A 12,931-nucleotide genomic window follows, 5' to 3' on the forward strand; every position below is an offset into this window, starting at 1 on the left:
ACGTACGCCGCGGTCGCCGTCACGGTTGAAACCACCCGAGGGACGGTCGTCACGACGGAAGCCACCGGACGGACGGTCGTTGTCACGACGCTCGAAGGGACGGCCACCGCGGTCGCCGTCACGGTTGAAACCACCCGAGGGACGGTCGTCACGACGGAAACCGCCGGACGGACGGTCGTTGTCACGACGGAAGCCGCCACGGTCACCACCGCGGTCGCCGCCGCGGAAACCGCCGCGGTCGCCCCTGTCGTCACGGGGGGAACCGCCCCGGTCACGGCGCTCGAAGTTGCCGCGCTCGTCGCGGAAGGACGGACGCTCCTCGCGGCGCTGCTCCTCCGCGCGCGCGGCGCGCTCGGCCTCGGCGGCGGCGGCCGCGACCTCGGCCTCGGCGGCCTCGGTCACCTCGGCCACGGCCGTCTCCGGGTCCTCGCCGCGCTCGCGGGCGGCGCGGGCCACCAGGCGGTCGGCCTCCTCGCGGAGTTCGACGGCCCGGCGCTGCAGGCGCTCCAGCTGCTTGGTGAGCTCGACGACCTCGCGCTCGGCCTGCTTGGCGGAGTTGTTCGCGGAGTCGGCCTGGACCTCGGTCAGCGAACGGGCGCCGGTGATCTCGGCGACCTCCGGGTCGAACGCGCCGGCCCCGCCGACGATGTGGCGCGTGGCGTCGACGCCCGCGTCCTCCATCAGCCGGAAGATCTGGCGGCGCTGGTGCGGCAGGGCCAGGGAGACCACGACACCGGAGCGGCCGGCACGGGCGGTGCGGCCCGAGCGGTGCAGGTAGTCCTTGTGGTCGCCGGCCGGGTCCACGTTCAGGACCAGGTCGATGCCGTCGACGTGGATGCCGCGGGCGGCGACGTCGGTCGCGACCAGCGCGTTGACGTAGCCCTTCTTGAAGTCCTCCAGGACGCGGGTGCGGGCGCCCTGGGTCATGCCGCCGTGCAGCGCGTCGGCCTTCACACCGGCGTCGCAGAGCTGCTCGGCGATGCGGTCGGCGCCGAGCTGGGTGCGGACGAAGATGATCGTGCGGCCCTTGCGGGCGGCGATCGCGGCCGTGACCGGGGCCTTGTCCTTCGGCTTCACGACGAGGACGTGGTGGGTCATGGTCGTGACGTTGCCCTGCGCGCTGTCGACCTCGTGCGTGACGGGGTCGGTCAGGTAGCGCTTGACCAGGGTGCCGATCTCGTTCTCCATGGTGGCGGAGAAGAGCATGCGCTGGCCGCCGCCGGGGATCTGGTCGAGCAGCTCGGTGACCTCGGGCAGGAAGCCCAGGTCGGCCATCTGGTCGGCCTCGTCGAGGACGGCGATCTTGACCTGCTCCAGGGAGCAGGCGCCGCGGTTGATGATGTCGCGCAGACGGCCCGGGGTGGCGACGAGGACGTCGACGCCGCGCTCCAGGGCGTAGATCTGGTTGCCCATGGACGTACCGCCGCAGACGACCTTCATCTTGAGGCCGAGCACGTCGCCGTAGGGCTGGAGGGCGTCCGCGACCTGCATCGCGAGCTCACGGGTCGGCGTGAGGATGATGCCGCGGGGCTTCTTCTTCTCGGTGTGGCCGCCGGCCAGACCGGCGAGCAGCGGCAGACCGAAGGAGAGGGTCTTGCCGGAGCCGGTACGGCCGCGGCCCAGGATGTCCTTGCCGGCCAGGGCGTCCGGGATGGTCGCCGCCTGGATCGGGAAGGGGGAGGTCACGCCGTTCTGCGCGAGCTTGCGGACGACGCCCTCCGGGAGACCGAGGTCCCCGAAGGTGATCGTGGGCTCGGCGGGCTCCTCGGCGGAGTCCTCGTCCGGGGCGCCGTCCTCGAGGAGGGCCTCGGCCTCGGCCTCGATCGCGTCGGTACCGACGGCCTCTACGGCTTCGGCGATCTCGGAGGCCGCTGCGGCCTCGACGATCTCGTCGTTCTCGGGCATGACGGCGTGGTCAGAACTGAAAATGGACATGCGAAATGCGAAACCTTCCGGAGTCTCGGCACGCGCCCGTCAACTCCGTGTTTTTCGCAAAACGACCGCCTCGATGCGGTCCAGCCACGGCTAGGGAGAGTACGCGCCACACGGCGCTCTTCTGTGTCGGCGCCGGGCAATGGGATCAAGCGATCTACTACCATACGCACCCTCCCCCACCTATGGCAAACCGGTCTCCTTCACACCGGTCCCACCTGCGGATACGTCATCGTTCCCGGGGGTACGCCGAGCCCCTCCGCCCTCCGCAGGGCGCCCATCTGGGTGTCCGGTCCGGGGCTGGGCGGGTCGGTCGGCCGGGAGGTCGGTTCGGACGTCGGCTCCGGCGTCGGGGGCGGCGGCTCCTGCGTGGGCTCGACGGGCGGCGCGGTCGGCTCCGGGGCCGGCGTGCCCCCGCCGTCGCCCGCTCCTCCGGTCCCGCCTCCCCCGCCGGTCACGGCGCCGCCCGCGCCGCCGCCGGTCCCGCCCCCGCTCCCGCCGCTGCCGCCCGGCCCGCCGGCCGTGTGGCCGCCCCCGGCCGGCCGCGACACCGCCGCACCGCCGGACGGGACGGCGCCGGGCGACGGCGCGCTCGGCGCGGGGGACGCCGTGCCGGACGCGGACGGGCCGCTCGGCACCGGGGCCGACCTGCCCGCGCCGGCCGGCTCCGGTCCGCCCGCATCCGGCCGGCCGTTGCGGTGCCCGCCGCCCCCGCCCGGCAGCCCGGTGCCGCCGCCGTCGGTCTCGGCCGCCACGCCCCGCTTCCCCCCGGACGCACCGGGGCCCGGCTCCGTCCCCTCGTCGCTCACGCTCATGCAGCCGCTCAGACCGGCACAGGCGGCGGCGGCCAGCGCGGCGGCGGCCCATCTCACCGGGGTGGGCAAATGGCGCACGGGGGCACCTCCAGGACACAGCGGGCAGGAACGGAACGCGTCGCCCTGCCCAACTCCCCGGACACCACGGGGGACACGGGCCGCCGCGCACGGGACACGGCCCCGCGCCCCGCCCGACCGCACCCCGCATCCCCCGACCGCGCCCGCCGCCCCGGGCCCGGCTCAGGCCACGCCCGCGCCCGTCAGGCGTACCCCAACGCGTGCAGCCGCTCGTCGTCGATGCCGAAGTGGTGGGCGATCTCGTGCACCACCGTGATCTCGGTCTCCGCGACCACGTCCTCGCGCGACGCGCACATGCGCAGCGTCGGGCCCCGGTAGACCGTGATCCGGTCCGGAAGGACGCCGGCGTACCACTCGCCCCGCTCGGTCAGCGGCGTCCCCTCGTACAGCCCGAGCAGCTCGGGGTCGTCGGAGGGGGGCTCGTCCTCCACGAACACGGCGACGTTGTCCATCAGCCGCGTCAGCTCGGGCGGAATGCGGTCCAGGGCCTCGGCGACAAGCTCCTCGAACTCCTCGCGCGTCATCTCCAGCACGCGCCCATTCTCCCCCGCCGGGAAACCGTTTTGGCGATAGCGGTCGACATCCCATATGCTTCTCACGTCCCCGACGCACTGAGAAGTGCGCAGGTGAGCCTCTAGCCCTCATCGTCTAGTGGCCCAGGACGTCGCCCTTTCAAGGCGGTAGCACGGGTTCGAATCCCGTTGGGGGCACGCATGACCGTGTGCGAGACTAGTGATCGCACACAAGCTTGGCTCTGTGGAGCAGTTGGTTAGCTCGCCACCCTGTCAAGGTGGAGGTCGCGGGTTCAAGTCCCGTCAGAGTCGCTGAAGCCGGAGACGGCTTCGTGGCTGGGTAGCTCAGTTGGTACGAGCGATCGCCTGAAAAGCGATAGGTCGCCGGTTCGACCCCGGCCCCAGCCACAAGCAGAAGGCCCCGTTCGAAAGAACGGGGCCTTCGTCGTTCCCGGAACCGGAGCGCCAGGGCCGGAGACGTCCGTACGGGGAGGAGGCGGCGCCCCCTCCCCGTACCGTCAGACCTCCTCGCGTTCCCCCGAACGGCTCCCCCGCCTCGCCCGCAGCGCGAGTACCAGTGCCACCACGGCCACCACCGCGACGAGCAGCGCCCAGTCCGGGACCGCCCGGCCCAGCGAGGCCACCCGCTGCTCCACCGCGAACGAGTCGTCCACCGACAGCGGGCCCGGCAGCGCGGTCGTCCCGTCGAAGACCAGGAAGAGCGTGCCCAGGACCACGAAGAAGAGGCCCGAGAGCACGGAGGTCGAGTGGAGCGTCAGCGGGCCCGCCCGGAACGCCCGCCCGCGCAGCAGCCGCCGCCGGCCCAGGTCGTACCGCTCCCAGAGCAGCGCCAGGACGAACAGCGGCACCGCCATCCCCAGCGCGTACACCGCGAGGAGCAGCCCCCCGTACGCCGGGCTGCCGCCCAGGGCCGCCACCGTCAGGACGCTGCCGAGGATCGGACCCGCGCAGAAGCCCGCGAGGCCGTAGACCAGGCCCAGGGCGTACACGGAGAACGCCGACACGGGCCGGATGCGGCCGCTCGCCTCCGCGATCCGGCGGGGGGCGAAGCCCAGCCCGAGGATCTGGAGGACGCCGAGCCCGACGATCAGCAGGCCCCCGGCCGTGACGAGCAGGTCCCGGTGGCCGTAGAAGAACCGGCCCGCCAGCGAACCGGCCGCCCCGAGCGGGACGAGGGTGGTCGCCAGGCCCGCGTAGAGGACGCCGGTCCTGGCGACCAGCTTCGCGCGCGTGTCGATCGAGTACGCGAAGAAGGCGGGCAGCAGCAGCGCGCTGCAGGGGCTGAGCAGGGCGAGCAGCCCGCCGAGGAAGGCGGCGAAGTACCCGATCCCGGAGGTCACCGTCCGCTCCCGGAGGGCCCTGCGGACTTCTCCGCGCCCTTCGCCCTCGCCGCGGCCTCGATCGCCTCCGTGAAGGTCCCCAGCGACTGCGCGCCCGCGATCGGACGGCCGTTGACCAGGAAGGACGGGGTGGAGGTGGCGCCGAGCGCGTACCCCTCCTCCTGGTCCTTCCGCACGGCCGCGCGGGCCGCCTCCCCCGCGCTGTCGCGCGCGAACCGGGCCGCGTCGGGGACGCCCGCCTCCTTCGCGAGGGCGGCGAGCCGGTCCCCGCCGAAGCCCTTCTCCTTGGCGCCCTCCGCGTAGGCGGCCTTGTGGAACTCCCAGAAACGGCCCTGCTGTCCGGCCGCCCAGGAGGCGCGGGCGACGGCCTCCGACTCCTCGCCGAAGATCGGGAAGTTCCGCCACTCGATGCGCAGGGTGCCGTTCCCGACGTACTTCTCCACCAGGGCCGGTTCGGTGTCCCGGGCGAACTTCCCGCAGTAGCCGCACTTGAAGTCGGCGTACTCGACGAGCACCACGGGCGCGTCGGCCCGGCCCAGGGCGAGCTTGTCGGAGGCGTCGCGGCGGGCGTACGCCTCCAGTCGCGCGTACACGCCGGCGGACGGGTCGGCGGAGACCTCCGCGACGGCGGCCGCACCGGAGGCGCCGGGGGCCGCGGGCTTGGTGGCGGTGTAGGAGACGACGCCGAGCAGCACGGCGGCGGTCGCCACTCCGGCGACGATCGCGACGGGCCGGGACCTGGAGGAGGAGGAAGAGGTGGACATGCGGAAGCGCTCCCGAGGAGAAGGGGAAGGACGGGACGGCGGAGGACGGCCGTCCGTCTACACCCTCAGGACCGACAGCTCCACGGGCGACGGCGGTACGCGCGTGGGGGGTTCCCGCCCCGGCATCGGCCGGGCGCCTGCCGCCGCGTCCACGGGCCGGACGCCGCACGGCACGCGGTCGGCGGCGAGGGCGGGCAGCAGCTCCGCGAAGCCGTGCGCGCGCGGCGGCACGAGGGGCTCGTCCGTCCCCCCGGCGGAACGGCCCGGATCGCAGCCGGGCACGGGGGCGCCCGGGGCGGAGACGACGGCGACGGTGACGGCGTCCTCGGCGTGCGGGGCCCCGGCGGGCTCCGTCCGCGCGAACGCCCCGCACGCGAGCAGTCCCAGCACCAGCCCCAGGAGCGCGGCGAACGCCGCCGGCGCGCGGGTGGTGCGGAACATGCAGAACTCTCCGGTCCGGTCGACGTGCCCGAAATAGTACGCACTCCGCCCGGCCGGCCCCGGCACCGCGCGTCCCGGTCCCTCCCCGGCCGGTCCCCGCCGGGCCTCCGGGACGTGCCCCTCGTAAATCGGTTCGCCGCTTCTCGGCCGCAGGTGCGATCCTGGATCCCGTATGTCTACTTCCTTCGCCGCCCTCCAGTCCGTCCTGGCCGGGGTCTCGCTGCGGGACTCCCACCGGCTCGGCCGCCGTCTCGAAGGCGCCCGCCGCATCCGCAAGCCCGAGGCCCGCGCGGCCGTCCTGGACGAGATCGCCGCCGAGGCGGCCAAGGCCAAGGAGCGCGTCGACGCGCGCGCCGCCCGCGTGCCGGCCGTCACGTACCCCGAACAGCTCCCCGTCTCGCAGAAGAAGGACGAGATCCTGGAGGCGATACGCGACCACCAGGTCGTGATCGTCGCCGGTGAGACGGGCTCCGGGAAGACCACCCAGATCCCCAAGATCTGCCTGGAGCTGGGCCGGGGCGTCCGGGGCATGATCGGGCACACCCAGCCCCGCCGGATCGCCGCCCGCACGGTCGCCGAGCGGGTCGCCGAGGAGCTGAGGACCCCACTGGGCGAGGCCGTCGGCTGGAAGGTGCGCTTCACCGACCAGGTGAACCCCGAGGCGACCTTCGTGAAGCTGATGACCGACGGCATCCTGCTCGCGGAGATCCAGACGGACCGCGAGCTGCGCGCCTACGACACGATCATCATCGACGAGGCCCACGAGCGGTCCCTCAACATCGACTTCCTGCTCGGCTACCTGGCCCAGCTGCTCCCCAGGCGCCCCGACCTCAAGGTCGTGATCACCTCCGCGACCATCGACCCCGAGCGCTTCTCCCGGCACTTCGGGGACGCCCCGATCGTGGAGGTCAGCGGGCGCACGTACCCCGTCGAGGTCCGCTACCGCCCCCTCCTCGAAGAGGACTCCGAGGACTCCGACCGCGACCAGATCACCGCGATCTGCGACGCCGTCGACGAGCTCCAGGCCGAGGGGCCCGGCGACATCCTGGTCTTCCTCTCCGGCGAGCGCGAGATCCGCGACACGGCGGACGCGCTGCTGAAGCGGAACCTGCGGAACACCGAGGTGCTCCCCCTCTACGCGCGCCTCTCGCACGCCGAACAGCACCGGGTGTTCCAGGCGCACTCCGGGCGCCGGATCGTCCTCGCGACGAACGTCGCCGAGACCTCCCTGACCGTCCCCGGCATCAAGTACGTCATCGACCCGGGCACCGCCCGCATCTCCCGCTACTCGCACCGCACCAAGGTGCAGCGGCTGCCGATCGAGCCCATCAGCCAGGCCAGCGCCAACCAGCGCAAGGGCCGCTGCGGCCGTACGTCCGACGGCATCTGCGTCCGGCTGTACTCGGAGGACGACTTCCTCTCGCGGCCCGAGTTCACGGACGCCGAGATCCTCCGCACGAACCTGGCCTCCGTCATCCTCCAGATGACCGCCGCCGGCCTGGGCGACATCGAGAAGTTCCCCTTCATCGACCCGCCGGACCACCGCAACATCCGGGACGGCGTGCAGCTCCTCCACGAGCTGGGCGCGATCGACCCGGCCGAGAAGGACCCGAGGAAGCGGCTGACGGAACAGGGCCGCAAGCTCTCCCAGCTGCCCGTGGACCCGAGGCTCGCCCGCATGGTCCTGGAGGCCGACCGGAACGGCTGCGCCCGCGAGGTCATGGTCATCGCGGCGGCGCTCTCCATCCAGGACCCGCGCGAACGACCCTCGGAGAAGCAGGCGCAGGCCGACCAGCAGCACGCCCGGTTCAAGGACGAGACCAGCGACTTCCTCGCCTTCCTGAACCTGTGGCGGTACGTCCGCGAGCAGCAGAAGGAGCGCGGCTCGTCCTCGTTCCGCCGGATGTGCAAGCAGGAGTACCTGAACTTCCTCCGCATCCGCGAGTGGCAGGACATCTACTCCCAGCTGCGGACGGTCGCCAAGCAGATGGGCATCCACGTCGAGGAGCCCTCGGCGGACACCGCCGTGCCCGAGCAGGCCGTGCACGTCTCCCTGCTCGCCGGCCTCCTCTCGCACATCGGCCTGAAGGACGTGAAGGAGTCCAAGGACGGGGCGAAGGAGGGCGGGCGCCGGGAGGGCGGCCGCGGCGAGTACCTGGGCGCGCGGAACGCCAAGTTCGCGATCTTCCCCGGCTCGGCGCTCTTCAAGAAGCCCCCGCGCTTCGTCATGTCCGCCGAGCTGGTGGAGACCTCGCGGCTGTGGGCCCGGGTCAACGCCCGGATCGAGCCCGAGTGGATCGAGCCGCTCGCCCAGCACCTGGTGAAGAAGACGTACAGCGAGCCGCACTGGGAGAAGGACCAGGCGGCCGTCATGGCGTTCGAGAAGGTGACGCTGTACGGCGTCCCGATCGTCGCCGACCGCAAGGTGAACTACGGGCGGATCGACCCGGAGGTCTCCCGGGAGCTGTTCATCAGGAACGCGCTGGTCGAGGGCGACTGGCGCACCCACCACAAGTTCTTCGCGGACAACCGCAAGCTCCTCACGGAGGTCGAGGAGCTGGAGCACCGCGCCCGCCGCCGGGACATCCTGGTGGACGACGAGACGCTCTTCGACTTCTACGACAAGCGCGTCCCCGAACACGTCGTCTCCGGCGCCCACTTCGACTCCTGGTGGAAGCACAAGCTCCGCGAAGGAGGCGCTGCGGCGGAGTTCCTCGACTTCGAGCGCGAGATGCTCATCAACGAGAAGGCGGGGGCCGTCACCAAGGACGACTACCCGGACTCGTGGCGGCAGGGCGCGCTCAAGTTCCGGGTGACGTACCAGTTCGAGCCGGGTGCGGACGCGGACGGCGTGACCGTCCACATCCCGCTCCAGGTGCTCAACCAGGTGACGGACGAGGGCTTCGAGTGGCAGATCCCGGGACTGCGGACGGAGGTCGTCACGGAGCTGATCCGCTCCCTGCCGAAACCGATCCGCCGCCACTGCGTCCCGGCGCCGAACTTCGCGACCCGCTTCCTCGACTCCGTGGTCCCCGTTCAGGAGCCGCTGACGGGCGCGCTCGCCCGGGAGCTCCACCGGATGGTCGGCGTCCCGGTCACGGCCGAGGACTTCGACTGGGCGAAGGTGCCCGAGCACCTCAAGGTGACCTTCCGGATCGTGGACGAGCGGCGCCGGAAGCTGGCCGAGGACAAGGACCTGGAGGCGCTGCGCCTGAAGCTGCGCCCCAAGGCCCGTCAGGCGCTCTCCCAGGCCGCCGCGGCGGCGACGGGCGGCCCGGACGGCTCCGGGCCCTCCCTGGAGCGCACGGGCCTCAAGGACTGGACGATCGGGACGCTGACGAAGGTCTTCGAGACCAAGCGGGCCGGCCAGCCGGTGAAGGCGTTCCCGGCGCTGGTCGACGAGGGCGACTCGGTGGCCGTGCGGCTCTTCGACTCGGAGGCCGAGCAGGCGCTCGCGATGTGGCGGGGCACCCGGAAGCTGATCATGCTGAACATCCCGGTGAACCCGGCGAAGTTCGCCTCGGACAAGCTGACCAACCAGCAGAAGCTGGCCCTGTCCTCGAACCCGCACGGCTCGATCCAGGCCCTCTTCGAGGACTGCGCGACCGCCGCCGCCGACAAGCTGATCGCGGACCACGGCGGCCCCGTGTGGGACGAGGCGTCCTTCCGGAAGCTGTACGACGGGGTCCGCGCGGACCTCGTGGACACGACGGTGCGGACGGTGGGCCAGGTCCAGCAGATCCTGGCGGCCTGGCACGCCTGCGAGCGGCGCCTGAAGGCCACGACCAGCCCGGCCCTGCTGCCGAACCTCCGGGACGTGCGGGAGCAGCTGGACCGGCTGGTGCCGGCCGGCTTCGTCACCCGCACCGGCCTGAAGCGGCTCCCGGACCTGATGCGCTACCTGGTGGCGGTGGACCGGCGGCTCCAGCAGATGCCGACCGGGGTCCAGCGGGACACCACCCGGATGGAGAAGGTCCGGGAGATGCAGGACGAGTACGCCTGGCTGCTCGAACAGCTCCCGAAGGGCCGGCCGGTGCCGTCCTCGGTCACCGACATCCGCTGGATGATCGAGGAGCTGCGGGTGAGCTACTTCGCGCACGCCCTGGGGACGGCGTACCCGGTGTCGGACAAGCGGATCGTGAAGGCGATCGACGCGGCGGTGCCGTAGCGGGGCCCGCGCGGTCGGGTCCGCGAGGGCCGCGCGGGCCCTCGCGGGTCCGTAGCCGGGCCCTCGCCGTGGGTGAGTTCGACCGCACCCGCTGACCTGCTGTACAGTCTTCTTCGCAGCCGCTTTACAGAGGTTGCGACCAAGGTCCTGTGGAGCAGTTGGTTAGCTCGCCACCCTGTCAAGGTGGAGGTCGCGGGTTCAAGTCCCGTCAGGATCGCCGTACCGAAGGCCCGCATCGTGAGATGCGGGCCTTCGTTGTGTCCCGGTGTCTTGACGGGGCCCCGCGCCCGCCGGTACTCCGGTCTTCCAGGGAATCGGGGGACCCGACCGGAGGTGGTCGCGCATGGCCGCGGCGTCCGCAGCACGACACGACACACGAGCGCTCCTGCGCGCCCATCTGGCGGCCGCGTCGCGGTACGGGCACCTCACGCGGCGCTGCACGGTCTGCCACCGCCTCCTGAGGCTCGCCATGGAGGCCGCCGACCCCGGGGAGCCCGCGACACCCGAGGAACCTTCAGGCACTGCGGGGGCCGCGGAGCGGGGGGAGCCGGGGGAGCCCGGAGAGCCCGAAGAGCCCGAAGAACTCGGAGAGGCCGGGGAACCCGGGGAGACCTCGGCGCCCGGGAAGCCCACCGGCCCGTGACCGAAGGGGCGTTGGGCGCCGGGCGGGAGGGAGCCGGCCGTCCGTTGGCAAGTGTTCACCCCTGTGACGGGTGTCACTGAAAGCGTTTCAGAAACCGCTTCACTTACACCCTCCCTACACCAGTCCGATTTAATATGTGCAATTGCACGTCGGAACCGAGCGCGGCGCCGGACACAAAAAATCGCGCTGGACCCGGCGGAGTCCAGCGCGATCGTACGACGAGGGCCTGTTGGGGCAGGCGCGCGCCGGCAGAGCTAGGGGTGGGCGACCGGATTGGGGGGTCCGGACGGGCCCGGTACTACGGGGTACTGCGGGGTGTCACGCGACCTCAGGCCTCGCTGCGCTGCTGCGGAATGCCCGCCAGCAGCGCGCGGACCTCGGCCTCGCGGTACCGACGGTGTCCACCCAGGGTGCGGATGGACGTGAGCTTGCCCGCCTTGGCCCAACGGGTCACCGTCTTCGGGTCCACACGGAACATCGTGGCAACCTCGGCAGGGGTCAGCAGCGGCTCGGCATCAGGGGTGCGAGCGGTCATGAGCGGCCTCCTCGGGAGAACCGAACCATCTCGGTTCTTTCCTCTAAATTCTGCACCTTGACCCGCGTTGCCCGAAATGGCAGAAGCGGGCCGAGTCGGTTATAGGACGAACGGCTTGTCCTCGGCACTACAACTACACCATCCGTCCAGCCACGTCGGCCAAACCGATGGAATTGCCCTCGCAGGTGTTCATCAGTGGCGGAAGTCGATGGACCATGCCATAACGGACAGTCACGCGCCTGTGACGATCAGTCACAGGCGCGATCAGGAGTCCTCGGACCCCCCATAGAGTGCAATGCTGAGCGTTCCGCCCATACTTGGGCGGAAGGAACCCTCCCCGGACTCCTTGTCCTATTTTGGCACGAGGATGGGGGATCGGCGCAAGGGTGCGTTACGTGCTGTCCGTCACGCTTGAGCCAAAGGCCCGGATCGGGACCAACGTCCCCACCGGACGGGAGCCGGAGGACCCGGGCCGGAGGAAGCGGACGCGGAGGGACCCGGAGCCGTCGGCTCCGGAGACCTCGAAGATCATTTACCCCGGTCGGACATGTCTTGTCGATACCGACCTGACGAAGATGCCCGACTGATGTCGCTTCGCGCTCCGCGCGCCCCTGACCACGACCCCGGGACGGACCGGAGTCCGGGCCGCCCGCCCGCACCGCCCCCGGATCGCCGCCCGTGCCGCCCGGGCCGCCCGTGCCGCCCGTGCCGCCCCGGAGCCCGTCCCCTCCCGGTCAGTTCGCGAACCGCAGGTCCCCGACCGCCCGCCAGCGCTCGGCGAGCCGCCCGTACACCTCGCCCGCCGCCTCGCCGTCCCCCGCCCGCAGCGCGGCGATCCCCTCGGCCAGCTGGGCCGCCGACCGCTCCTCCGCCAGCCACTCGGCCGTGGCCGCGTGCACGAGGCCCCCGAAGTCCAGCTCCACCAGGGACCTCGGGTGGAACTCCTCCAGCCAGCGCCCCACCTCGACCAGACCCTCCGTCATGGGGCCTTCGTCGATCGACTCCCGCAGCGTCCGGAGCGCCCGCGCGAGCCGGCGCCGCGCCTGCGCCATCGTCGTCCGGTACCGCAGCACCGGCGCCCGGCCCGGCCCCCCGTCCGCCGGCTCCCCCGGCTCGTACCGCCGGTCCTCGTCCCCGAAGAGCGCGAACCAGCGCAACGGCACCTGCCAGACCGCCGTCCGGATCCAGGGCCGCGCGTCCGGGTTCCGCGCCCGCCACCGCTCGTGGTCCGCCGCCACCTGCGCGCGCACCACCGGCGGGAGCATCGCGTCGAGCACCGGCTCCGGGTACCCCTCCGCCTCCAGCTCCTCCAGGGCCAGCCAGCCGCGCAGCCGGGTCCGCCACGGGCAGATCACCACCGCCCCGTCCAGGTGCGCGACGAACGCCTCCCCGCTCTCGTGCACCGGGACGGGCACCGGGGGCACCGGCAGCAGGTCCGCGAGCGACCGGCGCAGCTCCTCCTGCGCCCCCGGGGTGCGGGGCCGCCGCGCGTACCGGGACCAGTGGGTCCGCTCCGGCTCGGGGAACGCGGCCAGCGGTTCGTACACCCGCAGATAGGACGCGTAGGGAACGGGGACCGGGGAGGGGACCGACATGCCGCGAATCCTTCCACGCCGGTACCCCCCGAGGGGGTGATCCCGCGCACTACGGCTGATCTACGCCCTGGTAGCGCTTACCCTCGT

Annotated in this window: 10 protein-coding genes and 4 tRNA genes; 6 read left to right on the plus strand and 8 right to left on the minus strand. The window is 72.3% G+C overall.

What is annotated here, in order from left to right:
* The 3 genes from ACFYZY_RS06330 to ACFYZY_RS06340 all read right to left on the minus strand — a co-directional run.
* Window positions 1-1,935, minus strand: a 1,935-nt coding sequence (locus ACFYZY_RS06330; protein WP_388690042.1) for a DEAD/DEAH box helicase, incomplete at its 3' end; no start/stop codon positions are given.
* Window positions 1,936-2,135: 200 nt separating this feature from the next.
* Window positions 2,136-2,825: a hypothetical protein gene (locus tag ACFYZY_RS06335; protein WP_388690044.1), complete on the minus strand. Its 690-nt coding sequence runs from the start codon at window positions 2,823-2,825 to the stop codon at window positions 2,136-2,138.
* 182 nt (window positions 2,826-3,007) lie between these two features.
* Entirely contained in the window at window positions 3,008-3,358 is a 351-nt protein-coding gene (locus ACFYZY_RS06340) for a metallopeptidase family protein (RefSeq protein ID WP_388690045.1), read from the minus strand.
* A 104-nt stretch (window positions 3,359-3,462) separates the two neighbouring features.
* On the opposite strand from ACFYZY_RS06340, the gene ACFYZY_RS06345 reads away from it, so the two are divergent.
* The 3 genes from ACFYZY_RS06345 (at window position 3,463) to ACFYZY_RS06355 (ending at window position 3,745) form a co-directional block, all read left to right on the plus strand.
* Window positions 3,463-3,535 (plus strand) — tRNA-Glu (locus ACFYZY_RS06345).
* 40 nt (window positions 3,536-3,575) lie between these two features.
* Window positions 3,576-3,649, plus strand: a tRNA-Asp gene (locus ACFYZY_RS06350).
* Between the two features lie 22 nt (window positions 3,650-3,671).
* A tRNA-Phe gene (locus tag ACFYZY_RS06355) sits at window positions 3,672-3,745 on the plus strand.
* A gap of 110 nt (window positions 3,746-3,855) precedes the next feature.
* Here ACFYZY_RS06355 and ACFYZY_RS06360 read toward each other — a convergent pair.
* From ACFYZY_RS06360 to ACFYZY_RS06370, 3 genes are read right to left on the minus strand one after another with little or no spacing between them, the layout of a single operon-like run.
* Window positions 3,856-4,698 carry a cytochrome c biogenesis CcdA family protein gene (locus ACFYZY_RS06360; protein ID WP_388690047.1) on the minus strand — a complete coding sequence of 281 codons (843 nt, stop codon included), beginning with the start codon at window positions 4,696-4,698 and terminating at the stop codon, window positions 3,856-3,858.
* Window positions 4,695-5,462 carry a DsbA family protein gene (locus tag ACFYZY_RS06365; RefSeq protein ID WP_388690048.1) on the minus strand — a complete coding sequence of 256 codons (768 nt, stop codon included), beginning with the start codon at window positions 5,460-5,462 and terminating at the stop codon, window positions 4,695-4,697. Before ACFYZY_RS06365 ends, ACFYZY_RS06360 begins: the two co-directional genes overlap by 4 nt.
* 57 nt (window positions 5,463-5,519) lie before the next feature.
* Window positions 5,520-5,903: a hypothetical protein gene (locus ACFYZY_RS06370; protein ID WP_388690050.1), complete on the minus strand. Its 384-nt coding sequence runs from the start codon at window positions 5,901-5,903 to the stop codon at window positions 5,520-5,522.
* A 172-nt stretch (window positions 5,904-6,075) separates the two neighbouring features.
* Between ACFYZY_RS06370 and hrpA the strand changes: the two genes are divergently transcribed.
* From hrpA to ACFYZY_RS06385, 3 genes are all read left to right on the plus strand, one after another.
* Window positions 6,076-10,071, plus strand: coding sequence for an ATP-dependent RNA helicase HrpA (hrpA, locus tag ACFYZY_RS06375; RefSeq protein WP_388690052.1), 3,996 nt, complete (start codon window positions 6,076-6,078; stop codon window positions 10,069-10,071).
* Between the two features lie 143 nt (window positions 10,072-10,214).
* A tRNA-Asp gene (locus tag ACFYZY_RS06380) sits at window positions 10,215-10,288 on the plus strand.
* Between the two features lie 126 nt (window positions 10,289-10,414).
* Entirely contained in the window at window positions 10,415-10,714 is a 300-nt protein-coding gene (locus tag ACFYZY_RS06385) for a DUF6274 family protein (protein ID WP_388690053.1), read from the plus strand.
* Window positions 10,715-11,042: 328 nt separating this feature from the next.
* Here ACFYZY_RS06385 and bldC read toward each other — a convergent pair whose 3' ends face one another.
* Window positions 11,043-11,249 carry a developmental transcriptional regulator BldC gene (bldC, locus tag ACFYZY_RS06390; protein ID WP_003949541.1) on the minus strand — a complete coding sequence of 69 codons (207 nt, stop codon included), beginning with the start codon at window positions 11,247-11,249 and terminating at the stop codon, window positions 11,043-11,045.
* Window positions 11,250-11,983: 734 nt separating this feature from the next.
* On the minus strand, window positions 11,984-12,844 hold the full coding sequence (locus tag ACFYZY_RS06395) for a hypothetical protein (RefSeq protein WP_388690055.1): 861 nt from the start codon (window positions 12,842-12,844) through the stop codon (window positions 11,984-11,986).
* Window positions 12,845-12,931 lie beyond the last annotated feature (87 nt).

Source organism: Streptomyces sp. NPDC001744, assembly GCF_042892575.1.
Lineage (GTDB): Bacteria > Actinomycetota > Actinomycetes > Streptomycetales > Streptomycetaceae > Streptomyces.

What these genes read in the sequence shown, in the direction of transcription:
- ACFYZY_RS06365 (WP_388690048.1), bottom strand. Translation starts at nt 5,462, where the DNA reads ATGTCCACCTCTTCCTCCTCCTCCAGGTCCCGGCCCGTCGCGATCGTC.
- ACFYZY_RS06370 (WP_388690050.1), bottom strand. Translation starts at nt 5,903, where the DNA reads ATGTTCCGCACCACCCGCGCGCCGGCGGCGTTCGCCGCGCTCCTGGGG.
- hrpA (WP_388690052.1), top strand. Translation starts at nt 6,076, where the DNA reads ATGTCTACTTCCTTCGCCGCCCTCCAGTCCGTCCTGGCCGGGGTCTCG.
- ACFYZY_RS06385 (WP_388690053.1), top strand. Translation starts at nt 10,415, where the DNA reads ATGGCCGCGGCGTCCGCAGCACGACACGACACACGAGCGCTCCTGCGC.
- bldC (WP_003949541.1), bottom strand. Translation starts at nt 11,249, where the DNA reads ATGACCGCTCGCACCCCTGATGCCGAGCCGCTGCTGACCCCTGCCGAG.
- ACFYZY_RS06395 (WP_388690055.1), bottom strand. Translation starts at nt 12,844, where the DNA reads ATGTCGGTCCCCTCCCCGGTCCCCGTTCCCTACGCGTCCTATCTGCGG.